At 41.5% G+C, this 24,240-nt stretch carries 32 protein-coding genes and 1 riboswitch; of the genes, 4 read left to right on the plus strand and 28 right to left on the minus strand.

Annotated features, from left to right (window positions below):
• Positions 1–22: 22 nt before the first annotated feature.
• The 7 genes from rluB to M2353_RS10860 form a co-directional block, all read right to left on the minus strand.
• Positions 23–757, minus strand: a complete 735-nt coding sequence (gene rluB, locus M2353_RS10830; protein ID WP_008344472.1) for a 23S rRNA pseudouridine(2605) synthase RluB — start codon at positions 755–757, stop codon at positions 23–25.
• Between the two features lie 134 nt (positions 758–891).
• Positions 892–1,428: a spore maturation protein gene (locus M2353_RS10835; RefSeq protein WP_017359781.1), complete on the minus strand. Its 537-nt coding sequence runs from the start codon at positions 1,426–1,428 to the stop codon at positions 892–894.
• A 4-nt stretch (positions 1,429–1,432) separates the two neighbouring features.
• Positions 1,433–2,020 carry a nucleoside recognition domain-containing protein gene (locus M2353_RS10840; RefSeq protein ID WP_008344468.1) on the minus strand — a complete coding sequence of 196 codons (588 nt, stop codon included), beginning with the start codon at positions 2,018–2,020 and terminating at the stop codon, positions 1,433–1,435.
• Entirely contained in the window at positions 2,008–3,159 is a 1,152-nt protein-coding gene (locus M2353_RS10845; protein WP_284725401.1) for a D-alanyl-D-alanine carboxypeptidase family protein, read from the minus strand. Before M2353_RS10845 ends, M2353_RS10840 begins: the two co-directional genes overlap by 13 nt.
• 110 nt (positions 3,160–3,269) lie before the next feature.
• On the minus strand, positions 3,270–3,749 hold the full coding sequence (locus M2353_RS10850; protein ID WP_284725402.1) for a YpuI family protein: 480 nt from the start codon (positions 3,747–3,749) through the stop codon (positions 3,270–3,272).
• Positions 3,750–3,862: 113 nt separating this feature from the next.
• Positions 3,863–4,456 carry an SMC-Scp complex subunit ScpB gene (gene scpB / locus M2353_RS10855; RefSeq protein ID WP_008344462.1) on the minus strand — a complete coding sequence of 198 codons (594 nt, stop codon included), beginning with the start codon at positions 4,454–4,456 and terminating at the stop codon, positions 3,863–3,865.
• Complete coding sequence (locus M2353_RS10860; protein ID WP_007501021.1) at positions 4,446–5,204, minus strand: segregation/condensation protein A; 759 nt, start codon at positions 5,202–5,204, stop codon at positions 4,446–4,448. Before M2353_RS10860 ends, scpB begins: the two co-directional genes overlap by 11 nt.
• 210 nt (positions 5,205–5,414) lie before the next feature.
• Here M2353_RS10860 and M2353_RS10865 point away from each other — a divergent pair, with 210 nt between their 5' ends.
• Together M2353_RS10865 and M2353_RS10870 are read left to right on the plus strand one after the other, a co-directional pair.
• On the plus strand, positions 5,415–5,507 hold the full coding sequence (locus tag M2353_RS10865; RefSeq protein WP_008359694.1) for a YjcZ family sporulation protein: 93 nt from the start codon (positions 5,415–5,417) through the stop codon (positions 5,505–5,507).
• An 88-nt stretch (positions 5,508–5,595) separates the two neighbouring features.
• Positions 5,596–6,120 (plus strand): DUF309 domain-containing protein, encoded by a 525-nt coding sequence (locus M2353_RS10870; protein WP_284725403.1) that lies wholly within the window; start codon positions 5,596–5,598, stop codon positions 6,118–6,120.
• Between the two features lie 224 nt (positions 6,121–6,344).
• Here M2353_RS10870 and M2353_RS10875 read toward each other — a convergent pair whose 3' ends face one another.
• From M2353_RS10875 to M2353_RS10905, 7 genes are all read right to left on the minus strand, one after another.
• A complete protein-coding gene (locus M2353_RS10875) occupies positions 6,345–6,698 on the minus strand; it encodes a GNAT family N-acetyltransferase (RefSeq protein ID WP_017359785.1) in 354 nt (117 codons plus the stop codon).
• A gap of 113 nt (positions 6,699–6,811) precedes the next feature.
• Positions 6,812–7,276, minus strand: a complete 465-nt coding sequence (ribH, locus tag M2353_RS10880; protein WP_007501031.1) for a 6,7-dimethyl-8-ribityllumazine synthase — start codon at positions 7,274–7,276, stop codon at positions 6,812–6,814.
• A 26-nt stretch (positions 7,277–7,302) separates the two neighbouring features.
• A complete protein-coding gene (gene ribB, locus M2353_RS10885; RefSeq protein WP_017359786.1) occupies positions 7,303–7,926 on the minus strand; it encodes a 3,4-dihydroxy-2-butanone-4-phosphate synthase in 624 nt (207 codons plus the stop codon).
• A gap of 11 nt (positions 7,927–7,937) precedes the next feature.
• A complete protein-coding gene (gene ribE / locus M2353_RS10890) occupies positions 7,938–8,588 on the minus strand; it encodes a riboflavin synthase (protein ID WP_284725404.1) in 651 nt (216 codons plus the stop codon).
• Positions 8,589–8,840: 252 nt separating this feature from the next.
• Positions 8,841–8,982: riboswitch (FMN riboswitch) on the minus strand.
• A gap of 115 nt (positions 8,983–9,097) precedes the next feature.
• Positions 9,098–9,442, minus strand: a complete 345-nt coding sequence (locus M2353_RS10895) for a hypothetical protein (RefSeq protein WP_008344451.1) — start codon at positions 9,440–9,442, stop codon at positions 9,098–9,100.
• A 234-nt stretch (positions 9,443–9,676) separates the two neighbouring features.
• Positions 9,677–9,913, minus strand: a complete 237-nt coding sequence (locus M2353_RS10900; RefSeq protein ID WP_284725405.1) for a DUF2164 domain-containing protein — start codon at positions 9,911–9,913, stop codon at positions 9,677–9,679.
• A gap of 200 nt (positions 9,914–10,113) precedes the next feature.
• A complete protein-coding gene (locus M2353_RS10905) occupies positions 10,114–10,695 on the minus strand; it encodes a TetR/AcrR family transcriptional regulator (RefSeq protein WP_284725406.1) in 582 nt (193 codons plus the stop codon).
• Positions 10,696–10,946: 251 nt separating this feature from the next.
• Here M2353_RS10905 and M2353_RS10910 point away from each other — a divergent pair, with 251 nt between their 5' ends.
• Positions 10,947–12,197, plus strand: a complete 1,251-nt coding sequence (locus tag M2353_RS10910; RefSeq protein WP_284725407.1) for an MFS transporter — start codon at positions 10,947–10,949, stop codon at positions 12,195–12,197.
• A 31-nt stretch (positions 12,198–12,228) separates the two neighbouring features.
• Here M2353_RS10910 and M2353_RS10915 read toward each other — a convergent pair whose 3' ends face one another.
• Positions 12,229–12,666 carry a peptidylprolyl isomerase gene (locus tag M2353_RS10915; protein WP_007501040.1) on the minus strand — a complete coding sequence of 146 codons (438 nt, stop codon included), beginning with the start codon at positions 12,664–12,666 and terminating at the stop codon, positions 12,229–12,231.
• A gap of 321 nt (positions 12,667–12,987) precedes the next feature.
• On the opposite strand from M2353_RS10915, the gene M2353_RS10920 reads away from it, so the two are divergent.
• Positions 12,988–13,872 (plus strand): DUF1002 domain-containing protein, encoded by an 885-nt coding sequence (locus M2353_RS10920; RefSeq protein ID WP_008344446.1) that lies wholly within the window; start codon positions 12,988–12,990, stop codon positions 13,870–13,872.
• 39 nt (positions 13,873–13,911) lie between these two features.
• Here M2353_RS10920 and lysA read toward each other — a convergent pair whose 3' ends face one another.
• The 13 genes from lysA to M2353_RS10985 form a co-directional block, all read right to left on the minus strand.
• On the minus strand, positions 13,912–15,237 hold the full coding sequence (gene lysA / locus M2353_RS10925; RefSeq protein ID WP_284726001.1) for a diaminopimelate decarboxylase: 1,326 nt from the start codon (positions 15,235–15,237) through the stop codon (positions 13,912–13,914).
• 115 nt (positions 15,238–15,352) lie between these two features.
• The gene (locus tag M2353_RS10930; RefSeq protein ID WP_007501043.1) at positions 15,353–16,825 is read right to left on the minus strand and encodes a spore germination protein; all 1,473 of its coding nucleotides are present in this window, start codon (positions 16,823–16,825) and stop codon (positions 15,353–15,355) included.
• Positions 16,779–17,387 carry a stage V sporulation protein SpoVABEA gene (gene spoVAEA / locus M2353_RS10935; RefSeq protein ID WP_007501044.1) on the minus strand — a complete coding sequence of 203 codons (609 nt, stop codon included), beginning with the start codon at positions 17,385–17,387 and terminating at the stop codon, positions 16,779–16,781. The genes M2353_RS10930 and spoVAEA overlap by 47 nt, the downstream gene beginning before the upstream one ends.
• A 6-nt stretch (positions 17,388–17,393) precedes the next feature.
• The gene (spoVAE, locus tag M2353_RS10940; RefSeq protein ID WP_007501045.1) at positions 17,394–17,744 is read right to left on the minus strand and encodes a stage V sporulation protein AE; all 351 of its coding nucleotides are present in this window, start codon (positions 17,742–17,744) and stop codon (positions 17,394–17,396) included.
• Positions 17,744–18,760: a stage V sporulation protein AD gene (spoVAD, locus tag M2353_RS10945; protein WP_024718928.1), complete on the minus strand. Its 1,017-nt coding sequence runs from the start codon at positions 18,758–18,760 to the stop codon at positions 17,744–17,746. Before spoVAD ends, spoVAE begins: the two co-directional genes overlap by 1 nt.
• Before the next feature lie 12 nt (positions 18,761–18,772).
• Positions 18,773–19,225: a stage V sporulation protein AC gene (gene spoVAC / locus M2353_RS10950; RefSeq protein ID WP_024718929.1), complete on the minus strand. Its 453-nt coding sequence runs from the start codon at positions 19,223–19,225 to the stop codon at positions 18,773–18,775.
• A 20-nt stretch (positions 19,226–19,245) separates the two neighbouring features.
• The gene (locus M2353_RS10955) at positions 19,246–19,662 is read right to left on the minus strand and encodes a stage V sporulation protein AB (RefSeq protein WP_007501049.1); all 417 of its coding nucleotides are present in this window, start codon (positions 19,660–19,662) and stop codon (positions 19,246–19,248) included.
• Positions 19,652–20,272 (minus strand): stage V sporulation protein AA, encoded by a 621-nt coding sequence (locus M2353_RS10960; RefSeq protein ID WP_024718931.1) that lies wholly within the window; start codon positions 20,270–20,272, stop codon positions 19,652–19,654. Before M2353_RS10960 ends, M2353_RS10955 begins: the two co-directional genes overlap by 11 nt.
• A 114-nt stretch (positions 20,273–20,386) precedes the next feature.
• Positions 20,387–21,154 carry an RNA polymerase sporulation sigma factor SigF gene (gene sigF, locus M2353_RS10965; protein ID WP_007501051.1) on the minus strand — a complete coding sequence of 256 codons (768 nt, stop codon included), beginning with the start codon at positions 21,152–21,154 and terminating at the stop codon, positions 20,387–20,389.
• A 12-nt stretch (positions 21,155–21,166) separates the two neighbouring features.
• Positions 21,167–21,607 carry an anti-sigma F factor gene (gene spoIIAB / locus M2353_RS10970; protein ID WP_284725408.1) on the minus strand — a complete coding sequence of 147 codons (441 nt, stop codon included), beginning with the start codon at positions 21,605–21,607 and terminating at the stop codon, positions 21,167–21,169.
• Positions 21,604–21,957, minus strand: coding sequence for an anti-sigma F factor antagonist (gene spoIIAA / locus M2353_RS10975; protein WP_008344431.1), 354 nt, complete (start codon positions 21,955–21,957; stop codon positions 21,604–21,606). Before spoIIAA ends, spoIIAB begins: the two co-directional genes overlap by 4 nt.
• Positions 21,958–22,114: 157 nt before the next feature.
• Entirely contained in the window at positions 22,115–23,269 is a 1,155-nt protein-coding gene (locus tag M2353_RS10980) for a D-alanyl-D-alanine carboxypeptidase family protein (protein ID WP_201297801.1), read from the minus strand.
• Positions 23,270–23,427: 158 nt separating this feature from the next.
• On the minus strand, positions 23,428–24,240 hold the full coding sequence (locus M2353_RS10985) for a purine-nucleoside phosphorylase (protein WP_019743098.1): 813 nt from the start codon (positions 24,238–24,240) through the stop codon (positions 23,428–23,430).

A 24,240-nucleotide genomic window follows, 5' to 3' on the forward strand; every position in this document is an offset into this window, starting at 1 on the left:
TTTTTTGAAGTTTATGTGAAAATTAAAAAGCGCTTTTCCCATGATCCGCAATCGCTCTTAGGCGTTTTACTTCATGCGGCGTCAATTCTCTGCGATCTCCTGGTCTCATGCCTTCAATATGAAGGAAAGCATATTGCTCTCTTTTGAGTTTTAAAACGTCGTGGCCGATCGCTTCAAACATACGGCGAACCTGTCTGTTTCTGCCTTCATGAATGGTTAATTGCACAATACATGTTTGCTTTCGTTTATCAATCGAAAGCATTTTGGCACGGGCAGGTGCTGTTTTTTTATGGTCTAACATGATTCCTTTTTCTAACTTTCTAAGCAATTCTTTTGAAGGGATGCCTTTTAGTTTCGCTGCATACGTTTTATCAATTTGATATTTCGGATGCATGAGCTTATGGGCAAATTCGCCATCATTTGTAATCAAAATTAAACCGCTCGTATCATAATCCAACCGGCCGATTGGATACAGACGCTGCGGAACATCATCAAAGAAGTCTGTCACGACTTTGCGTCCTTTATCATCCTCGGCAGCTGAAATGACGCCGCGCGGTTTATAAAGCATAAAGTAAACCGGTTCTTCTCTTTCAAGCTTTAAGCCATTGACTTCAATTTTATCTGAAGAGCCCACCTTTACTCCGAGCTCTGTCACTGTTTCACCATTAACGGTAACTCGTCCTTCTTTAATTAATTCTTCAGCCTTTCGTCTAGAAGCGACGCCGGCATGGGCAATTACTTTCTGTAAACGTTCCATTTGTCTTTCACCTCATGTACTATCTTACTTGCTTGGCTTGAAACAAACAAGCATTCGTGGAAAAATAAGCGTTTCATCTGTCTAATTTCAACAAAAAAGCTGTTTTCCATCCACGAAATAAAAAAAGCACCTGATTAGGCGCCGCTAAATAACAAACTGACGATAATAATTGATGCAATGATCCCAATCAGGTCTGCAAGCAGCCCCACTTTCAGTGCATCTCCCATTTTTTTAATACCAACTGCTCCAAAATAGACGGTTAAAATATAAAGAGTCGTATCCGTTGACCCTTGCATAACGGCGGCAAGCTTGCCGATAAAAGAGTCTGGACCATAAGTCGCAATTAAGTCTGATGTCATACCTAGCGCAGCTGTTCCTGATATAGGGCGTATTAACGCAAGCGGCACCACTTCTGTAGGAACACCAATCGCTGTAAACACAGGTTTTAATAACTCCATGACAAAGTCAAGTGCCCCGGATGCTCGGAAAATCGTAATGGCGACAAGCATACCGACTAAATATGGAATGATTGAAAAGGCAATTTGAATGCCTTCTTTCCCGCCTTCTACAAATGTTTCGTACGTCGGTACTTTTTTAATCGTCCCTGCAATCAATATTCCTGCGATGATCAGTGGAATCAAAGCAAGTGACAGCCAGTTAATAAATGCCACAAGATCACCCCCGCCTGCTTCTGCGATAGTGGAAATAGCGATCAATCATAATCGCACCGATACCTGAAATAAGTGTCGCCAAAATGGTTGGGCCTACAATATCTGTTGGCTGATCTGCGCCATAGGTCATACGAATGGCAATGACAGTCGTTGGCACAAGTGTGATAGAAGATGTATTGACTGCTAAAAAAGTGATCATAGACCGGCTCGCCTCATTTTTTCCGCCATTTAATACTTTCATCTGCTCCATCGCCTTAATCCCAAGTGGTGTAGCGGCGTTCCCAAGGCCAAAGAAATTTGCCATGAGATTGGACAGAATATACCCCATCGCTGGATGATTCGCAGGAATCTCAGGAAATAGTTTTGAGATAAAGGGCCGGCATAATTTACTAAAGAAATGTAACAACCCCGCTTCTTCTGCGATCTTCATCAATCCTAGCCAGAATACAAGAACACTAATCAACCCAATTGAAATGGTGACCGCTTCTTTTGATCCTTTAAAGACCGCTTCATTCACTTCATGCATCGTTCCGTTAAACATTGCATAGACAAGACCGATGACCGTGAGGAATACCCAGATCAGATTGACCATGAAGATCCGCCTATCGATGTCTGAAAGACAGACTTAAACATTTCTTGAAAGCTTTTTTGAGGTATTCGGTTGCGTTTGTTTTCATAAAAAATGGGGACTTGCTCAATTACCTGACCATCCAGTAAGAACGTCATTTTCCCTACTACATCTGGGATCGCTTCTTTGTTTTTTTCCCATTTCTTTTCAGGCGTCAGCATTTCCGTTTCGATTTCCACTAGTTTTTTCTCATCCTCATTTAGTAAATAGTCCACATCCCGCTTAATAAACGCTTTTTTTTCGTAAAAAGTCCCTTTTAACGAAGCGAGCCTGCCTTTTTCAGCAAGCACATACGTTTTATAGTGATCAAATGCATACTCAAACATTGAGATATGATCCTTCCAGTCATCCGGTGCATTAATCGTCACAGCAATGAGCGCAGCATCTCCTTTTGCAGCTGTGGAGACAAGTGTGCGTTTTGCAAGTTTTGTATATCCTGTCTTCCCTCCAGTCGAATATTGATACAAACCCGTGAGCAGCTTGTTTTTATTTTTCCAATAACCCTCGATTGTTTTTGCTTTATAAAAGGTGGTACCGGCAATTTTTTGATATTGCTGATGCTTCATGGCGTACTTCGTTAAGATCGCCATATCATAAGCTGATGAATAATGGTTTTTATGATCATCGAGTCCATGCGGATTTTGAAAATTCGTATTCTCCATGCCTAGTTCAGAGGCCTTTTGGTTCATCATAAAAATAAACCCTTCTAAGCTGCCGCCAACATGTTCTGCAATGGCAACAGCTGCATCATTTCCAGAGCGCAGCATGAGCCCGTATGTCAAGTCTTCTAAACTCACCTTCTGTCCTTCCTTTAAATAAATCGAAGAACCTTCCGCTTGAATCGCACGTTTTGACACTTTGACCATGTCGTTCATTTTTCCTGATTCAATGGCTAATACAGCCGTCATAATTTTTGTGATACTGGCGATTCTTCTTTTTTCGTGCTCGTCCTTTCCAAATAGGACTCTGCCTGACTGTCCATCTATTAAAATGGCGCTTCTCGCACTCACCGATAATGAGACGTCTGCTTGAGCGTGTGAGGAAAAAGGCAGTAAGAGTGTTAATAGAAGAAGGACTGCTGTTCCAATTTTTAAATAGGGCATGTTCATTCACGTCCTTGTCCGTTTTGTACAAGTGTATGCGCGGCTGAAAAAGTTATGATGCCTCGTCCATAAAAAAAAGCAACTCTCATGTGAGAGTTGCCTTGTCTTCTTTATACCATTTTCATTTGCTGATGAGATGTTGTATATTCCAGCTCTTCTCTCATCGTTAAAAAATCTTTTTCTAATGAAGAAAACAAACGTTTGACCTCAGCCGATACTGCATGATGGAAAACAATGCAGCTTTTTCCTGTGTAGGCTGAACGGCTATCTTCATACCATGTATCCTTTTTTGGTGTAAAAAATTCTTCAATACATTGATGATAAATACGATGAAGCGTCTGCTGTGCGGCTTGCTGCGGGAATGTCTGCTGCTTCCTGATTTTCCTACAAACCGCCGCGGCATCCTCGCTATAAACTGCAAGCTTCCGCAATGTACTTAATATGTCACAATAATAGGCTTCCGCTTCCGGGTTTAATCGTTTCAAGCTTGATAAGGTAGCTTCGTTCAGAAAATCATTCACTTCAACTGCAACCTTTGATAAAAAAACGCCTGCTTGATCAACTTGAGCCTTTACATTCATATGTGCCATTTGTTTCGTGTTTACCTTCCCCTCATGGCTTTGTCACCATTTTATCTTTCAAATAAAGATTTTAGACCTAAAATCTTTTTTATATTTTATCATACATTTTTCCTTATTTTGAACTATTTTATCTCTTCAAATGTTTGATTGAAGTTTTCAAAAAAGAGATCAGCCTCTTCTTGCACCCCATCTGCTTCCACATTCTCTGGAAGTGGCGGTAATTCATCTAAGGCTTTTAAACCAAATTGCTCTAAAAAGGTAGGTGTTGTCCCATAAAGGATCGCTCGTCCCGGTCCATCGGCACGTCCTACTTCACAGAGCAGTGCTTTGGCAACTAAACTATGCAGCACTCGTTCTGATTTAACGCCTCTGATCTCCTCGACTTCGCTGCGTGTAATCGGTTGTTTATACGAGACAATGGCGAGCACTTCTAGCGCTGCCTGTGACAAACCTTTCGATGGTGTCTCTACTAATTTTTTTAAATATACGCTGTATTCTTTTTTCGTCAGCAGCATATATGAATCTGCATATTCAATGAGCTCAATTCCTCGTTCTTGTTTTTGATATTCTTCCTTTACGGCAGACATAATATCAAGCAACGCTGCCTCATCAACTTCAAGAACAGACATGAGCTGTTTTCTTGTTAAGCCTTCGTCACCTGCTGCATAAAGCAGCGCTTCTAAGATGGCTTTCCAATTCACGATATCAAGCGTCATGAATCGTTTCACTCCCTATGATATAAATATCTTCAAAGTTTCCTTCTTGCTCCAGCATGATTTGATGGCTTTTCATCAATTCGAGAACAGCAAGAAACGTCACGACAAGGTGTTCCTTTTGATCATGTTGAAATAAAGTCATGAAATTGGTTCGCTTTTTTGTTTTTCTTAAATGGTTCATAATCTCATTCATTTTGTCTTCAATCGGGATTTCTTGTCTTGTAATCTTTGATGGTGCTGGTTTTGTTATTTTTTTGCGGTTCAATACCTTTTGGAACGCACCTAACATATCATACACCGTGACGTGTAAGTTTGTGTCCTTCGCTTCTGCTTCTTTTGCAAATTCACTTAAATCACTTGGTGGTTTTGTGAAGGCGTTTTGCCGCTCTTCTTCACGTTCCTTCAGTTCTTGCGCTGCATTTTTATACTTGCGGTATTCAATTAATTTGCCAATCAGCTCATCACGAGGGTCCTCTTCTTCTTCCATCAGGTCTTCATCAAACAGCTCTTCCTCTTGTTTTGGAAGAAGCATTCTGCTTTTAATGCTGAGGAGAGTTGCAGCCATCACCAAATACTCACTTGCAACATCCAGTTCAAGCTCCCTCATCGTGTGGACATATAATAAATACTGCTCCGTAATTTTAGCGACGGGAATATCATAAATATCAATTTCCAAACGGTTAATTAAATGTAAAAGCAAGTCCAAAGGACCCTCAAACGAATCTATTTTCACCTGATATTCCAGCATTCTTTTCTCACCATTTCTACTGTCTTCTAAGTACCGTTTTCATCGGCTAACCTTTAGTATAAGACACCATAAAGCTCTCGTCCAATATAATTTCGACCATGAGGCAGCAGGCAAAAAAAGAAAAACAGTGGATTCGCCCATACCAATGAGGGCATTTATACATAGAATACCATTGTAATCAGAACTGATGAAAAAGGAGGCCGTAACATTATGGGAGATGGTTATTACTTCGGCGGAGGATTTGCGCTTATTGTTGTGCTGTTCATCTTGCTGATCATCGTTGGCGCGGCTTGGGTTTATTAAAGAAACAGAGCGTCCTTTCATAAAGGGGCGCTCTTTCTTCTTTTCTTTTCGGTATGTTAGACTGATAGTGGAAAAGGAGATGACCGCTGTGTATCCTAAAGCGTACGTGGCTTTTTTACATGAATTTCATACGACAAGAGATTATTTTGAGTGTCATGAAATTCTTGAAGAATTTTGGAAAGAAGATCCTCCTCATCAGCGCAAAAAGTACTGGGCGGGTCTCATTCAGCTTGCTGTTGCTTTGTATCATCAAAGACGAGGAAATGGAAAAGGAGCAAAACGGCTGATTTCAAACAGCCTTCATATATTAGATTCGGACCGGAACGTACTAACAGAATTAGGTCTTGATGAAGAGGCATTTCTTTTACTGCTGAGAACACTGAAAAAGAAAATCGATGAAGACATGCCCTACGAAAGTGTGATGCTGCCAATCCGAGATGAAACGCTTCTTTCTTTATGCCAAGAGATGGCCCAAAAAGAAGGCTTAACCTTCGGACAGGAGAGCAACTTATCCCATACATTCTTAATTGAAAAGCATAGACTGCGTGATCGAACGGACGTATTGCTTGAACGTGAAAAGCAGATGGAACGTAAAAAAAGCAGAGGCATATAACCTCTGCTCTAGCGTGTAGACAAACCCTCGCATTCGGTGTCAGTCCTGCGTGCCGGTGCTCACGAATATCGAATTCGCTCCGCTCCAGTACTCGTCCTTCCTAGACTGCAAAGGTTTTCTATCACGCTGAAAAGGAAGACAAAGGGCTAAAATAAAGTTCATTTTAGCCCTTTGTCAACAATCTAAAGCAGAGGCATATAACTCTGCTTTTACATGTGTGATATTTAGTTTGTTTCATTGTGACACTTATGAAAGAAGCCTTGCGTTAATTCATTTGGAATGAGTGTTTTCGTTTTGAATACTTCTTCCACGGCTAATACCATTTCCTTGCCGATGCCTTGGTCACGATGGGACGGATTGACACTAATATGTTCGATTTGTACTTGGTCGTCTGTTTTCAGCACACCAATCGCACCGACGATATCCTCACCATCTTTCCAAAGGAACAGCTGCCGATCTTCATCCATTTCATACGACTTTATCGTCTGCTGAAGCTGTTTGACGTCTTTCTCACCCGGCATAAAGGACAGGAGTCCCATGGCAATTTTTTCAAAAGACCTCTTGTAACGAATTAACATATATACCCCTCAATATTAAAATTATCCTATTCTCCAGCAAATGTCTTATGAATCACTTGCTCATCACACATTATAAACACTTTTAGGTTGTTTTTAAACTCTTTTTCATCAAATTAACGAAACGTTCGATTTAGGTTGGCCATTTCAATAGCAGCTGCAGCTGATTCACTGCCTTTATTTCCAGCCTTTGTACCGGCTCTTTCAATGGCTTGTTCAATAGATTCTGTTGTCAGTACACCAAAGATAATCGGCACCCCTGTTGAGATGGCACTTTGTGCGATTCCTTTAGCCGCTTCATTACAAACATAATCGTAATGTGATGTTGCCCCGCGAATCACGGTTCCAAGTGTAATGACTGCATCATATTTTTTTGTTTCTGCTAGTTTTTTTGCCATATACGGAATTTCAAAAGCCCCCGGCACCCACACGACATCAATATCGTCACCGTTTGCTCCGTGTCTGAGCAATGTATCTTCTGCTCCATCTAGCAATTTGCTTGTAATAAAATCATTAAATCTAGCGACGACGATTCCAAACTTTAATCCTTCTGCTACTACATTACCTTGTATTGTATTCATATGTTCATCATCCTTTTTTGTGATTTTTATTTTGTTTTCATTGTCGTTGTTTGCTTGTTTATATATGCCTGCAATGCTTCAATCGTCAGCATCTTTAAATCGTGTTCTTTTTGAATTTTTTGTAGTTCGGGTACGCGGGCCATGGTTCCATCTGCATTCATAATTTCACATATGACACCCGCTGGCACTGAACCCGCAAGTTTAGCAAGATCAACGGCCGCTTCTGTATGACCTGGTCTTTCTACTACGCCTCCCTCTTTCGCAATAAGAGGGAAAACATGACCTGGGCGGGCAAAATCTTCTGGTTTTGACTCTTTATTTAACATGGCCAAAATGGTCGTTGAGCGCTCAAAAGCACTTATACCAGTTGTCGTTGACGTATGGTCGATGCTCACTGTAAATGCTGTATGATGTGCATCCGTATTTCGCTCGACCATGGGATGCAGATCCAAGTGTTTCGCAATCGAGGCATGAACTGGTGTGCAAATAAGACCTCTTCCATGTAAAGCCATGAAGTTAATGACTTCCGGCGTTGCATGCTCAGCAAGTGCCACAAAGTCTCCTTCATTTTCTCTGTCTTCATCATCTACTACGATAATGATTTCTCCTCGTTTCAGGGCATTTACTGCCTCATCAACTGAATGATACATACAATCGCCTCCTAGAATCCGTGCTCTTTTAAAAATGATGGGGTTAATCGTGATGGCTGCTTTTCGTTTTGCTCTTTTGTTAAAAAGCGATAAATGTATTTACCGATCATGTCACATTCAATATTTACTACATCCCCCATAGATTTAGTCGGGAAAATAGTTCCTTCAAGCGTATGTGGAATGATAGAAACTGTCACATGAGCATCTCGCAAATCGAAAATAGTCAAGCTGACGCCGTCTATTGCGATCGATCCCTTTTTTGTGAGCATATCTGTGAGGGTCTTGTCCATTTTCAAATCATAGTAAATGGCATTACTCTTCTTTTCTACACGGGTAATCACAGCCGTTCCATCAACATGGCCTGAAACAAAATGACCGCCGAATCGTCCATTTGTTGACATCGCTCGCTCTAAATTCACTTGGCTACCTGGCGCAAGCTGATCAAGTGATGTCGCTTTGACCGTCTCAGGCATCACATCTGCCGCAAACTGTTCTTTTGTGAAGCTTGTGACAGTGAGACAAACGCCATTGATGGCGATACTATCACCTAGGTGAACATCTTCTAGTACACGACTGCACTTGATGATAATTTCCATGGCATCTGCGGATCTTTTGCTCAATGACTGGACTGTACCCACTTCTTCAATAATCCCCGTAAACATGTGATCCTCCCTTTCTCTTTCTTTTGTACTTCTCACTTTATGAAAAAGCGATGTTTGGGACATGTGATCGATTGAACACCTTCGTCGCTTTTTATGGTCCATACAAGGTAAATGAGGGATCACCTAATAAACACTGCATGCGATGACTATATTGACATACAGAAAGCCCCGGAAAAATTCCGGGGCTTTGGTTTTTTTGCATTAGAAATAAAACTATGATCAACACTTATTTTTTGTTCATACATAGCTTTCGTTATCCTTCTCCCATCCAGACTTTCACTGTCGGCTTCAGCTTCTCACTGAATCAACCGTTAATAAATTAACGGGTCACGGGCTGTAAAGCATTTGCTTTATTACCGTCGGTCGGGATTTTCACCCTGCCCCGAAGGATACAATCGATATTTAGCTGTCCTTAGGGGCTATTATAGCGATCCTTGTTGTCAAATGCAACAATCAAGATTTATTCACCTGTTCATAAAAAAAAGCCTCCTTATAGGAAAGGAGACTTGTTAATTGACGACTTTTACTACTTTTATAAGACCGTCTATTCTTTTTTCATTACTAAAGTATGCTTTAATACGATCGCCTTTTTTCAGATCGGCCACATCATCTTCAAATTTCTTTCCATTAAAAATGATTTTCGTGCCATTTTTGGCTTGACCGTAATACTCATCACCATCAATTTTTGTAATGGTATATTCATAGATTGTGTAATCTTTGTCATTATTCGTTAAGCTTTCGCCGATGGCTGTTGGCACATCTTCAATTTTCATACCATTCATGTATAAATAACCTGCGCCTAAACAAAGCAGTAAAACAAATAAGATTGCGATTTTTAATTTGATTTTCCCCATATTTAGAACCTCCATCATCTGCACTTCGCCTATTTGTATGTTCTATTCCTTCTTTTGATGAAATAAAACCAAAAAAGCTGATTTTCATTAATGGTTACTTATATAACGATTCAAATGGACTTTTGGTTCCACCTTTTCATCATTACATATGATACGAATATGCGTTCTTTATTAAGGGGGTCTTTATTCCTCTTTATCTGTTAGCAGGGTAAACAAGAAAGACGAGCTTTTTGATTATATTCTTTTCTCTAGTGCGAATAGATCTTCCTCTAACAATTGAGATCTTTGAACAGCGATATTTCGGCTGTCACGAACCCCTTGATTATAATAGTAGCTTCCAAGATGTTTTGTGATAAATTCTAATATATTGATGGCTGCTAATTCACCAATCTCCTCTTCTCGTTCTTCGGCAAAGTAACGCTGAATAGCAATCATCATCTGATTTTTTTCTTCTTTTGTTAATGGTCTCAAAGTATCTCCTGCTTTCTTTCAGCATGATCACACGCTTTTTAGATGTGCACTTTCACTTATTTTTAGAGCTACATATGGTGACACTCACGAATACGAATGTTTGTTCTCTTATCATATCACAAAAACGTGTCCATCACACCCTAAAAGAAAAAGCGTGTTTTAATCAATTGATCAAAATACGCTTTCTTTATATAGACTATTTATTTCAATATGGATAGTATCGTCGCTACAGAATGATCTACAAATGAACGCTCTGGGCGAGATTTCATGAGAACTGTAAGTCCAATAAAAGAAACAACCAACGCCTGTGCTAAGGCTTTGGCATTCAGACTGCTTTCGAGCTCACCCGAGCGAATACCTTGTACAATTTTTTCTTCAAAAATGACCGAAAGATACATCTGATGCTCTCTTGTGAGAATTTCAAATTTCTCTTCGTGGGGGGCAAGCTCGACTATTGTATTGATGCAGAAGCACCCTTTACTCGGCCCATTTCCATATTCCTCTGCTACTAATTCAGCAAATAATGTATGAAATGCTTCCTTTACAGATAGATTGTTTTGAAGTTTTGTTCGAATGTGGGCAGCATGCTGAGTTGTATATTTGCGTAATGCCGCTTCAAACAATTCCTCTTTATCACCGAACGCTGAGTATAAGCTTGGCCGCTGTATTCCCATTTTTGCAGTTAAGTCGCTTAATGTAGTGGCTCTGTACCCCTTCTCCCAAAAAAGCAACAAGGCCTCATCTAATGCTTTTTCCTCATCAAATTCCCGTTGTCGAACCATCATCAACCCTCATTTCTATCATAAAAATCTCTTCACTAAATCAATCATCTATTTCTTATAAGGATATTTTTACTTATCGGTACACTATCATTTTATTTTATTGACGTATCATTGTCAAATCGACTGCCCCTCTCAAGATCTTCACTACATCATCTTGACTTTAAAACGTTTCTCTGGTTATCCTTAACAGGAATCATTTTATACCAATCAGTATATTATACTATTTAGTACAAAAAGAGAGGATGAAATGCATGAAAAAAGAAAAAATGACTGCCGATGAACATTGTGATCTGGAAACGATTCATTTACAAATAACCACCCGATCAACGATGACTCGCAAGATGGCTCTACTGTTTTCGACAGCCTCGGGGATGGCAGTTGCAAACATATACTTTGCACAGCCATTATTAGACTCCCTCGCATCCGAGTTTGGTATCAGCTATTCATCCGTTGGTATGGTCATTACGATTACTCAGCTTTGTTATGCGCTAGGACTGCTACTGATCGTACCACTTGGTGATCTGTTCAACCAACGGCGGCTCATCGTAGCTCAAATGCTAGTATCCGTGTTATCTCTCATTCTAGTCGGTATCGCCCCTACCGCCACCTTCCTGTTCATAGGACTAGCTGCGGTGGGACTGCTCGCTGTAGTCACTCAGGTACTCGTAACGTGGGCCGCTCCTGAAGAACGTGGCCGCATAGTGGGCTTGGTTCAAAGTGGAATTGTGATTGGTATTCTTCTCGCACGAACGTTTGCTGGTGTACTAACCGATCTCGCCGGCTGGAGATCAGTCTATCTCGTTTCCGGCGTGATGATGCTGATCATAACTGGCGTGTTGTACCGGTATCTTCCGCGTGCTGACAGCAAGAGAGCCTCCATATCCTATGTGAACTTGCTCGCTTCAATGTTTATATTGTTCAGACAAGAACGAATTCTACGTATTCGTGGCGTACTGGGTTTTCTGATCTTTGTTGTGTTTGGCACGCTGTGGACTTCACTTGTGCTGCCTCTCAGCACTACGCCATACAATCTGTCACATACGGCAATTGGTGCATTTGGCCTTGCTGGAGTTGCCGGAGCATTAGGTGCCGCTCGAGCTGGAAGCCTTGCTGATCGAGGCTTAGGACAGTTAACAACGTGCATCGCCCTTGTCCTATTACTCTTTTCATGGTGTTTTATTTTTTTCACTGAATATTCCCTCATTTTATTAATCGTTGGTATAGTCATTCTTGACCTATCTGTGCAGGCCGTTCATGTGACCAATCAAAGTATGATTTTCATGGTCCGGCCTGAGGCGAGAAGCCGGCTGACTGCTGCTTATATGATTTTTTATTCCCTCGGCAGTGCGCTCGGTTCTATTGTATCAACTAACATATACGCAAACGCTGGCTGGAATGGGGTATGTTTATTTGGAGCCTCTATCAGCGCCTTAGCCCTTTTATATTGGATGATCACCTACCGCTTCACGGCACAGATCACAGGAACATCAGATGTAAAATAAAAAAAACACCGCAATTAAGCGGTGTTTTGGATTAAGCATCGATCACTTCGACTTTTTCCATACCTTGTCCTTGTTCCATATCAAGAACAGCTTCGATACCAGATGTTACTTTGCCAAAAACAGTGTGAACACCGTTTAAGTGCGGCTGTGGGTCATGTACGATAAAGAATTGGCTGCCGCCAGTGTCTTTACCAGCGTGTGCCATTGATAATGAACCTCTCTCGTGCTGATGAGGGTTTCCTTCTGTTTCACATTTAATTGTGTAACCAGGTCCTCCAGTTCCATTACCGTTTGGATCGCCGCCTTGGCTTACGAACCCTGGGATCACGCGGTGGAATTTCAATCCATCGTAGAAGCCTTCATTCGCTAATTTTTCAAAGTTTGCTACTGTACCTGGAGCAGCCTCTGGGTAAAGTTCAAACTCAATTTTCTTTCCATTCGTTAATTGTATGTATCCTTTTTTCGCCATTTTTCACATTCTCCTTTCAGGTTAAACAACGCTCATTATAGCACATTTTTGGTGATGTTAAACATCCCCTGCTTGTCGAATGTGATTTACCTCTTTTGCCATCATTGATAAAATAAAAGAGCTTGATCCTTTTCTCCTAAGGAAATGATCACAGACTGAGCAAATCACTTCATCATATTGGAGGTTTCAAACATCTTTAAAAGAAAATTGAAACGTCAGACTGATTTGTTACGTCTATATGATGGAGTACGATTCAAATCATGTACTCAAAAGATGAGTTTCTCACCATCGAGAAACGCTTTCGACTTGAAGGAGGTCAACATGTTTAAAAAAACAATGCTTGGTATGATGGCAGCGCTCCTTTTACTGATTGGTGCGCCAAAAGTCAGCTTAGCGGATGCAGCTGTCGGCGATGTCATCGTCACACTCGGGCAAGACTTAACACCGGCTGATCGCCAGAAGGTGCTTGACGAGTTGAATCCACCTGAAAATGCGACAAAAATTGAAGTAACCAATAAAGAAGAGCACGAATATTTAGGAAAGTATATCCCTCGTTCTTCTATCGGGACGAGAGCATTATCATCTTCATCCATCACCATTGAAAAATCAGGTACGGGTCTGACCGTGGATACACATAACATTAAGACCATTACAGATGAGATGTATTTAAATGCTTTAATGACCGCAGGCGTGAAAGATGCAAAGGTTGTCGTGACGGCGCCGTTTGAAGTATCTGGTACAGCAGCACTGACAGGTCTATTAAAAGCCTATGAAGTGTCAAGCGACAAAGCCATTCCTGAAGATGTGAAACAGGTGGCAAACGAAGAACTTGTAACAACATCTAAACTGGGAGACTCTATTGGAAAAGACAATGCCTCTGCCCTGATTGCAAAAATCAAAGATGACATTGCCAAAAATGGAGTTCCTAAAACAACAAAAGAAGTGGAAGAAAAAGTAGATCAAGCCGCTTCTGATTTGAACTTAAATCTAACGCAAGACCAAAAAGATCAACTTGTCTCTCTCTTTGATAAGATGAAAAATATCAATATCGATTGGAAACAAGTCGGATCTCAAATTGATAAAGCAAAAGACAAGATTACAAAATTCATAGAATCAGATGAAGGGAAAAACCTTCTACAGAAGATTTGGGATTTCTTTGTCTCCATTTGGAACGCGATCGTCTCTGTATTTACTGGTGGAAAATAAATGTCATAGAAAAAGCTGCCTGATGATCAGGCAGCTTTTTTAAGTCGATGACTTCACTTTTGATTGATAAGGTAAATCCAATTTGACAATGTCCTCATATGTCTCACGCTCAACGACAAGCTGCGCTTCCCCATCTTCTACAAATACTACAGCCGGGCGCGGGATGCGGTTATAGTTGTTTGACATGCTGTAGCCATAAGCTCCTGTACAAAAGACAGCTAACAAGTCTCCCTGTGATAACTCTGGCAGATCAATATCCCAAATGAGCATATCTCCACTTTCACAGCATTTCCCTGCAATGGACACAGTTTGATCATGCGTTTGACTCATTTTATTGGCGCTCGCTGCTTCATATTTTGCTTGATATAAAGCAGGTCGAATGTTATCACTCATTCCGCCGTCAATGGCTACATAATCGCGAATGCCAGGTACATGTTTGGATGAACCAATCGTATAAAGAGTGGTTCCCGCATCTCCAACAAGTGAGCGGCCTGGCTCAATCCAAATTTCAGGCATCTTAAACTCATAGCGGGCTACATTTTCTTTCACCGCTTGAATAATTTTCTCCACGTATTCAGTTGCTGGAAGTGGTTCGTCCTCTTCTGTATAACGGATGCCAAAGCCTCCGCCTAAGTTAAGCACTGTGGAAATAAATCCAAATGATTCTCTCCATTCATCCAGCTTTAAGAAAATTTTATCTGCCGCAAGGACAAAACCAGCTGTATCAAAGATTTGAGAGCCGATATGGCAGTGGACACCTAAAAGCTCGATCACTTCTGATTCAAGTACTTGTTTGACCGCTTCGTCTGCTTGTCCATTATGAAGATCAAAACCGAATTTTGAATCTTCTTGACCTGTTGTAATATAGTCATGCGTATGTGCTTCAACGCCCGGCGTGATGCGGAGGAGTACTTTCACCTGTTTTGACAGCTCTTGCCCAAGCTGTTCAATGAGGTTGATTTCATAGAAATTATCAACAACAATACAGCCGATTCCATGCGCTAATGCCATCTTTAATTCTTCTCTGCTTTTGTTGTTACCATGGAAATGAATTTTTTCTACTGGAAACCCGGCACAAATGGCTGTGTGCAGCTCCCCGCCTGAAACGACATCAAGTGATAAGCCTTCTTCTTTTGCCAGCTGGAACATGGCAATAGAAGAAAACGCCTTACTCGCATATGCCACCTGAGCCTTTAGTTCTTCTTCAATAAATGCTTTCTGAAAGCTTTTTGCACGCTCCCGTATTAAAGCCACATCATATACATAAAGTGGTGTCCCATACGTTTCAGCTAAATAAACGGCATCAACACCACCAATTTCTAAATGTCCGAGTTCATTTTGTCTGCAAGTGCCGTGTAAATACAATGTCATTCCCTCTTTCTCCGCCTCGGCTGAAAAAAGACAGCTGCACAAGCTGCCTTTTGCCGTTTCTCAAAGTTAAAAATACAATATCACAATCTTCAGCCACTTTCAACGAGCGTTAAGAATTTGGCGGAATTTTTGATCTGTTCTGAGGGTGAACGATGCTTGGCCTTACTTTTGAGCCAGGAACAGACGTCCGAATGAGCACTTGCCATAAAGCCTTTCCATTAAAAGGAATGAATGGCCACATATAAGGCGTCTGTAAGGAACGAATGGATGTTAAATAAATAAGTAACAGCGTAAAACCGATGATCAGTCCATTCAGCTTAAAGATCGCTACTAGTGCTAATATGATCAGTCGGATGATTTTATTAGCGACACTCAGTTCATAACTTGGAGTGGTGAATGTACCGATGGCTGCTAGCGAGACGTATAATATGACCTCTGGTGTAAATAAACCGACATCAATTGCAATTTGTCCAATTAAAACGGCTGCAATCAAGCCCATGGCAGTCGACAAGGCGGTCGGCGTATGAATCGCCGCCATTCGTAAAAATTCCACCCCAAAATCAGCAAGGAATACTTGGAGAATGACAGGGATATGAGAAGGTTTGTTAAATCCAATATAGCTTAGATTGTCTGGCAGAAGATTCGGTTCTAGAATAAAAAGAAACCAGATCGGCAAAAGAAAAGTAGAACATAAGATGCCTAAAAAACGCACCCATCTTAAAAAAGTCCCAACCGCTGGCGCCTGGCGATATTCTTCAGCATGTTGAACGTGATGAAAAATAGTGGTTGGTGTAATGATGACACTAGGGGATGTATCCGTAATGATGATGACATGCCCTTCTAATATATGGTTAGCGGCTACATCTGGGCGCTCGGTGTATCGCACAAGCGGGAAGGGATTATATCCTTGCTTAATGATAAATTCTTCTATTGTTTTATCAGACATCGTCAGTCCGTCAACTTTAATCCCAGACACTTCTTTTTCGATAATATCAACAAGATCGGGGTCAGCTATGTCTTCAATATAACAAACACAGACGTCCGCTTTAGAACGCTCGCCTACTTTAAGCATTTTGTATCGCAGTTTTTCATCCCGCACTCTTCTGCGAATGAGTGCTGTGTTCACAATGATGTTTTCAACAAAGCCGTCTCTTGCACCTCTGACAACCTTTTCTGTATCCGGTTCCTCCGGCATTCTGCCAGGGTAGCTCCTGACGTCAATAATAAATGCGTAATTTTCACCTTCGACAACGACTGCCACAAGTCCAGACAACACTTGATCCACTGCTTCATCAAGCGTTTCAACTTTTGAGACTTGCTGATTGACAAGACGGTTTTCTACCACACGTGCAAGATCATCTGATTCAGGTTCGTTGTCATTGATTTCAATCAATTCTTTTAATAAATAGATCACATATTGTGTATCACATAATCCATTTACATAGTAAAGCTGGATTTCCTGATCATGGACATAAATTTTCCGAACGCCAAGGTCAAAGCTGAGACCCATCCCGACATTGTCTTTGAAAAAATCTTCATTTTTCTTCGGATCTCGGTACACGTGCACCTTGTCTTTCTTCATGGAAACCGCTCCTTTCTAAAATTAATTCGACTGCCTTCATTGTGATGGGGGACCCTTTGCTTAGATCATCTTTCCGTCCCATCTTGCCAATATCTCCAATGCCGACAACAATCGGAAGCTGTAGTGAATCGAGACAATACACTGTATCTCCACTCATTTTGTGTGGTTCCATTTCTGGAAGTCCATGTTTGTCAACGCCATATTCTGTCAGTTCACCTTCCCGGTCAATGGAGACATGTACCTTTGTCCATTCCGCTTGATGGGTTTTAGATGCCACTGCAATGGCGCCAATCACTTCAATTTCAGGGTGACGTGCTACGTGCTTCATAGCCGTCTCCCCTGTTCCTTCACCTGTTAAGCCAGAATCATCAAACATGACAAACACTGGGTCATACGGCGTTTTTAAAATCATCTGGACCAGTTCTGGCCCTGTTCGTTTGCTCGGATTCCCTTTTGAGCTGGAAATACATCTTCCGCCGACTTTCTTTGCGACAAGCTCAATCGTTTTGGCAGCATATATATCTCCGTCTGTCACTAAAATGACTTTGCGTCTTTGCCCCATATTAGGTTATCCTTTCGGTTTAAAGATAAGTGCAATGATAAATGAAAATAAAATTGCAGCTGATATTCCAGCAGAGGTTAACTCAAAAATCCCAATTCCGATTCCAATAAATCCGTGGACATCGGCCTGATGCATCGCCCCATGAAGCAAGCTATGACCAAAGCTTACGATAGGGACGGTAGCACCCGCTCCTGCAAATTCAATAAATTTATCATAAATACCAAACCCGTCTAAAATCGTCCCCGCCACAACAAAGGTCGTCATGACATGTGCCGGTGTGAGCTTCAGTACATCAAGTAAAAGCTGGCCGATCACGCAAATCAGTCCGCCTGCAACAAAAGCAATCAAATAATCCATTAGCTTTCTCCTCCTGCACGCTCAAATACAACTCCGTGCGCAATGGTTGGAATGGTCTCTTTTTGCTGAACCATCATTGGGCTGAGAAGCGCACCGGTTGCTACAACCAATACTCTTTGCAAATTCCCTGCTTTCATTTCTTGAAAGATGTGACTGAATGTCACGACAGCTGAGCAGGCACAGCCGCTGCCTCCAGCGAATACATTTTGATCAGGTGTGTATATGATTAATCCGCAATCATCATGCTTCCGTCCAAGCTGAATGCCATCTTCTTTCAGAAGATCCTTTAAAATAGGCGATCCAATTCCAGATAGATCTCCTGTTAGGATGAGATCATAATCATCTACTGTTCTTCCTAAGTCTTCTAAATGTTGTTTGATTGTGTCTGCCGCTGCAGGCGCCATAGCCGAACCCATATCGAATGGATCTGTAATCCCAAGATCCATCACCCGTCCGACGGTGGCACTTGTAATTTGAATTTGGGAAGGTTCTTGGCTGATGACGACAGCACCGCTCCCTGTCACTGTACTTGTGGCTGTATCTGGTTTTTGTCCGCCATATTCTGTTGGATTACGGAATTGCCGCTCCGCCGTCGCATTGTGACTGCTTGTCGCAGCAAGTGCTCTATTGGCAAACCCACCATCTATTAACGCTGAGGCAATGGCGACTGATTCCATTGATGTGGAGCAGGCACCAAATAAACAAAGAAACGGGATTTTGAGTTCTCTTGCCACATAGTTGGCTGTCACGTTTTGGTTTAGTAAATCTCCTGCCAGCAAAAGGTCAATATCACTTTTTTGCAAATTTGCTTTTGATAAGGCCATTGATATGGCATCATCCATGAGCTGCCTTTCAGCCATTTCCCAGTTCTTTTGATAACAGTGCATTTCATCATAGGTTTTATCAATGAGATGACCGATTGGGCCTTCTTTTTCTTTCGGTCCTGCAGCTGTTCCTTCCGCATTCACATAAAGCTTGTGTTCAAATACCCAAGATTGCTTACCTGTTAGTTTCACGTTTTATTCCTCCTACGAAAACATCTTTTCCAAGACGTATCGAATAATCCCTACGACATATGCCGAGACGACACCAAACACAATGACGTTCCCAGCTAGTTTAAACATGTTGGTCGCTACACCTAACACAAGCCCTTCACTTTTATGCTCAAGAGCCGCACTTGTCATGCTATTTGCAAATCCTGTCACCGGGACAGCTGACCCCGCTCCAGCAAACTGGCCGATTTTATCGTAAATACCAATACCAGTTAAAATAGAAGAAATTAAAATAAGGGTCGCCACCGTTGGATTCCCTGCTGTCTTCTCATTAAAATCAAAAAAAGTAATATAGAAATTTTGCAATCCCTCGCCTATCGCACAAATCAAACCGCCGACAAGAAAAGCCTTGATGCAGTTCAGTACATAAGGAGGTTTCGGCTGATACGTTTTCACTTTAGATGGATAGTTCTCTTTTAAACTTGACACGTGTTGTTCCCTCCACATTTTTAAATATAAATAAGCCAATGAAATAGCGAGCCAAACACCTTTCCTAAGACGATGGCCATGAGCAGCAGCACAATTTTCCCGTCCATTCCAATTCTTTTCGTTAAGATAGGAAGTACATTTAACACTTCAGTGAGTGCGGCAGCAAGCATGCCGACAAAAATGCCAGATAAAAGACCGATCGGTAACGCCAGCCATTTGGATAAATGCAAATGGACTTGACTTAAAGTAGCCCAGCCGCCAACGACCGCTCCACTTATCACGGCAGCCTCATATCCTTGAATAAAACGCTGCGTTTTCGTTAATTGCATTAATCGAGGGATAATACCAAGCACTGTGAGAAACGCCACAAATCCTGCCCCTACCGTTAAACCGCCGCCGAGCCCAACAAGCACCACAAAAAGCCATTTACCGATCATGGATATCTTTCAATGTTTCTTTGTTTTCATTGAGTGCGACATAATGATCAAGATCGAGCTGATATTTAAACATTTCCACTTCAAGCGGGCTTGGCTCTTCGTTTAAACGCTTTTTAAACACATGATTGAAAAATAAAATCATGCCAAAACCGAGTCCAAAGCTATATGGAATTTGTAATAAATACGGATGCTCAACCGTGTTTCCAGTAATCATCTCGTAAAGGCGGATATGAACAAGTCGCATACTAACATCCTCATGGAAATTCATGATGGCAAGGGCCGCTCCGACAAATAAGAGGAGCCATACAAACACGAATAATACGGGGGACAGCTGGCGTTTGCCTGTGTCTATTTCAACAATGGCTTCTGAGCCTCCGACCGTTTGAATGTCAATGTCAGGCCATGTTTTTTTGATCGTTTTGACCACATGCATGATATCTAACACAACGATGTGACGATCCTTTTTGCTGACATGGTATATCGGCATTTTGCTCAGCTTTTGCACAGCACTGTCATCTCCAGTGATTTGGGCGATATCCTCTAAATAAATAAGCTGATCATTACCAGTCTTAATCCGATGGCGCAGCCGAATAAAGATTTGTCCGTCCATCCAAGTCACTTCCTATACGATGGGTTAAAAATAGTATGTGGTGAAAAATGGTTCTCATACTGAAAGAACTTGATTTACCGGTAATTACCACACAAAAAAAGCCAGCCGAATTGGCTAGCTGTCTTTTTGATCCATTTGCATTTGGATTTGTTTTAAAATTTTCTTTTCAAGCCGTGAGACTTGCACTTGGGAAATTCCGAGTCTTTCTGCTACTTCTGATTGTGTTTGGTCTTTATAATACCTTAAATAGACAATCAGTTTCTCACGCTCTTCTAATTCTTTAATCGCCTCTTTTAGCGCAATTTTATCAAACCATCTTTCTTCTGAATGATCGGCAATTTGATCGAGCAACGTAATCGGATCGCCGTCATTTTCATACACGGTTTCATGAATAGATGATGGTGAGCGGACCGCTTCTTGAGCAAGAACGACATCCTCAGGTGTGATGTCCAGATATTCAGCGATTTCCTGAACAGTCGGCATTCTGCCATGAGATTTAGACAATTCGTCCCTTGCCCGCCTGATTTTATTTCCAAGTTCCTTTAAAGACCTGCTGACTTTGACGGTTCCATCATCACGAATGAAACGCTGAATTTCACCAATGATCATTGGAACGGCATACGTCGAAAACTTCACATCATAAGACAAATCAAATTTATCAACAGATTTCAGCAGGCCAATACAGCCTATTTGGAACAGATCATCTGGTTCATATCCTCTATTTAAAAAGCGCTGAACAACGGACCAAACAAGACGCATGTTTTTTTCTACGAGGAGGTCTCTTGCTTGTTGATCTCCGTCTTGGCTTTTTTTGATGAGCTGTTTCACTTCATCATTAGACAGCTGTGCTTTTTTTGCTTGCTTTTTTACCTCCACATCCATATGAGCAGCTCCTTAATTACAAAGCGCTTTGCTTTTTGATAGATGCTTTGTTAAGCGGATTGTTGTGCCCATTTCTGGAGATGAGTCCACTATGACATCATCCATAAAGTTCTCCATGATCGTAAAACCCATCCCGGAGCGCTCTAAGTCTGGTTTCGTCGTAAAAAGCGGCTGCCTTGCTTCCTCAAGATCTGAAATGCCCATACCTTCGTCTCGAATCGTCAGATACACAATATGGTCATCCAGCGTAACGCTAATGTGCACCTTGCCGTCTGGATTCCCGTCATACCCGTGAATGATCGAGTTCGTGACCGCCTCTGATACAACGGTTTTGATTTCTGTTAGCTCATCTAATGTTGGATCGAGCTGAGCGATGAATGCTGCCACCGTTACTCTCGCAAAGGATTCGTTTTGACTTAAAGCAGAAAAAGTCAGATTCATTTCATTTGTCATGATGCCACCCCCAATGTTTGCAGCGCAGTTTGCTCTGAAGGCTCCATACGAATAATTTTAAACAAGCCGGACATATCAAATAAACGGTTCACCGCTGGCGAGATCGCACAGACGACCATTTCACCGCCAAGTTGTTTAATTTCTTTGTATCTTCCTAAAATCACTCCGAGCCCAGAGCTGTCCATAAACGATAAATCAGCTAAATTCAGCACGATGTGGCGAATGTCCTCTGTTTCCAAATAATTCGTCACCTTTTGTCTCAATGTCTCTGCGGAGTGATGATCAAGCTCCCCTGTCAACCGAATGCAAAGTACGCTCTCTTTTATTTGAAAATCAATACCAAGGCTCATCTTTTCTTCCTCCTTGCTCTATTTTCGGATAAAGAATGTTTCTCTTTCTTCACATGCAAATCCTTCACCATGACAAAACTAGTGATCATTCGTCACATTTAGATGTTCTTTTCGTTCATAGCAAAAAAGACTGCCCGTTGCAGCAGTCTTTCACCTTTTACTTCCATTTAACAAATTCGGCCATAGCCCGTTTGAAGAACGTCCAAACACCGGCTTTTTCCATATCTTCTTTCGCTTCAACAGGACTTTCATGAAGCACTTTTCCATCTTTTTTCAAGATGATGGTGCCAAGTTTCGTTCCTTTTGAAAATGGGGCTGTGACATCTTGAGTTAATTTAATTTCTTTTTTGATCTGATCGACATTTTCGCCTTTTTTCGTTAGCAGAGAAATCGGTTCAGACGTGACAAGCTGAATTTTTTTCTTTTTTCCTTTGCTCACTTTGATCTCTGCTACATCTTGACCACGCTTGTACAGAGGATGCGTTGTATATTGACTAAAGGCGTAATCCAGCATTTTGACGACTTGAGCATTTCTGTCTTTTGGTGTACTTGCACCGAATACAACAGCAATCACGCGCATGTTCCCTTTTTTAGCGGATGCAGTTAGACAGTATTTCGCCTCGCCTGTAAACCCTGTTTTCACCCCATCCACACCTGGATAAAATTTAATGAGACGGTTTGTATTCACAAGCCAGAATTTTTTATCCGTGTTCTGACGAAGATAATCTTCGTATACACCTGTGAACTTGGTGATCTCTTCATATTTCAACAGCTCTTTCGCCATTTTTGCCATATCATGAGCCGTGCTGTAATGATCTTTTTCAGGAAGTCCTGTTGGATTTTGAAAGACCGTTGAGGTGAGCCCAAGCTCTTTTGCCTTTTTGTTCATTTGCTCAACAAACTGTTCTTCAGATCCAGCTATATGTTCTGCCATGGCAACTGAAGCATCGTTTCCTGACGCAATCGCAATGCCTTTTAGCATGTCTTTAACCGTCATTTCTTCTCCCGGTTCAAGGAAAATTTGTGAGCCCCCCATAGATGCTGCATGATCGCTCGTTCTTACTTTATCAGTCATTTTTAATTTCCCTTGATCCATCGCTTCCATGATGAGAAGCATCGTCATGATTTTGGTCATACTTGCAGGGGCAAGCTTTTCATCACTGTTTTTGTTGTAAAGCACTTTTCCCGTGTCACGTTCCATTAAAATCGCTGATTTGGCTTCATGCGCCAATTCTGATGTTTGTTTTTCTCCTGGCTTTTCAATCTTTTCTTTTGCCATCGCTGATGGTGAAACCATTGAGATAAGGATCATTAAAATAAACAATGCACATATATGACGTTTCAAGTGGCAGACCTCCATTATCGTAATCCTTTCTATTTTTTCCTCATAAAGGCTGTTTTATTCAGAGATCGTTTGATTGCCATAAAAAAAAGCCCTCTGTTTATGAACAGAAGGCTTTTTCACACGATCTATGAGAGTTGTTTGACAACTTCTTTCACTAAATCAAGGAAACTTGCTTTCACTTTTTCCGTCACTTCGATCACTTCATCATGAGAAAGCGGCTGATCTAAAATACCTGAAGCCGCATTAGAGATGCATGAAATACCAAGTACTTTTATGCCTGCATGACGTGCCACAATCACTTCTGGCACAGTCGACATACCGACTGCATCAGCGCCAAGCGTTCTGAGGAAACGAACCTCTGCCGGTGTTTCATATGAAGGGCCTGTCATTCCTGCATAAACCCCTTGCTGCACAGATATGCCTAAATGTTTAGCCGTTTTCTCTGCAAGTGCCAACAAATCTTTATCATACGGTGCAGACATATCAGGGAAACGAACCCCTTGACTGTCGTTTGGTCCAATTAACGGATTGGTTCCCATCATATTGATATGATCTGTAATCAACATAAGATCGCCAGGATGGAAGGACGTATTCACACCGCCCGCTGCATTTGTCACAATACATGTCTCAATGCCGATTTCTTTCATCACACGGACAGGAAATGTCACCTGCTTCATATCATACCCTTCATAGTAATGGAAACGTCCTTGCATGGCACAAACGACCGTGCCTTTCAGCGTTCCAATGACGAGCTGGCCTGCATGCCCTTCTACTGTTGAAACAGGGAATCCAGGAATATCTTCATATTTCAATTTGATTGGATTTTCAATCTCATCGGCTAAAATGCCAAGACCTGAACCTAAAATCAATCCAACTGTTGGTACATATGTCGATGCTTGTTTAATATATGCCGCCGCTTCTGAAAACTGTGCTCCCAC

The sequence above is a fragment of the Bacillus aerius genome (genome assembly GCF_029894105.1).
Taxonomy (GTDB): domain Bacteria; phylum Bacillota; class Bacilli; order Bacillales; family Bacillaceae; genus Bacillus; species Bacillus altitudinis.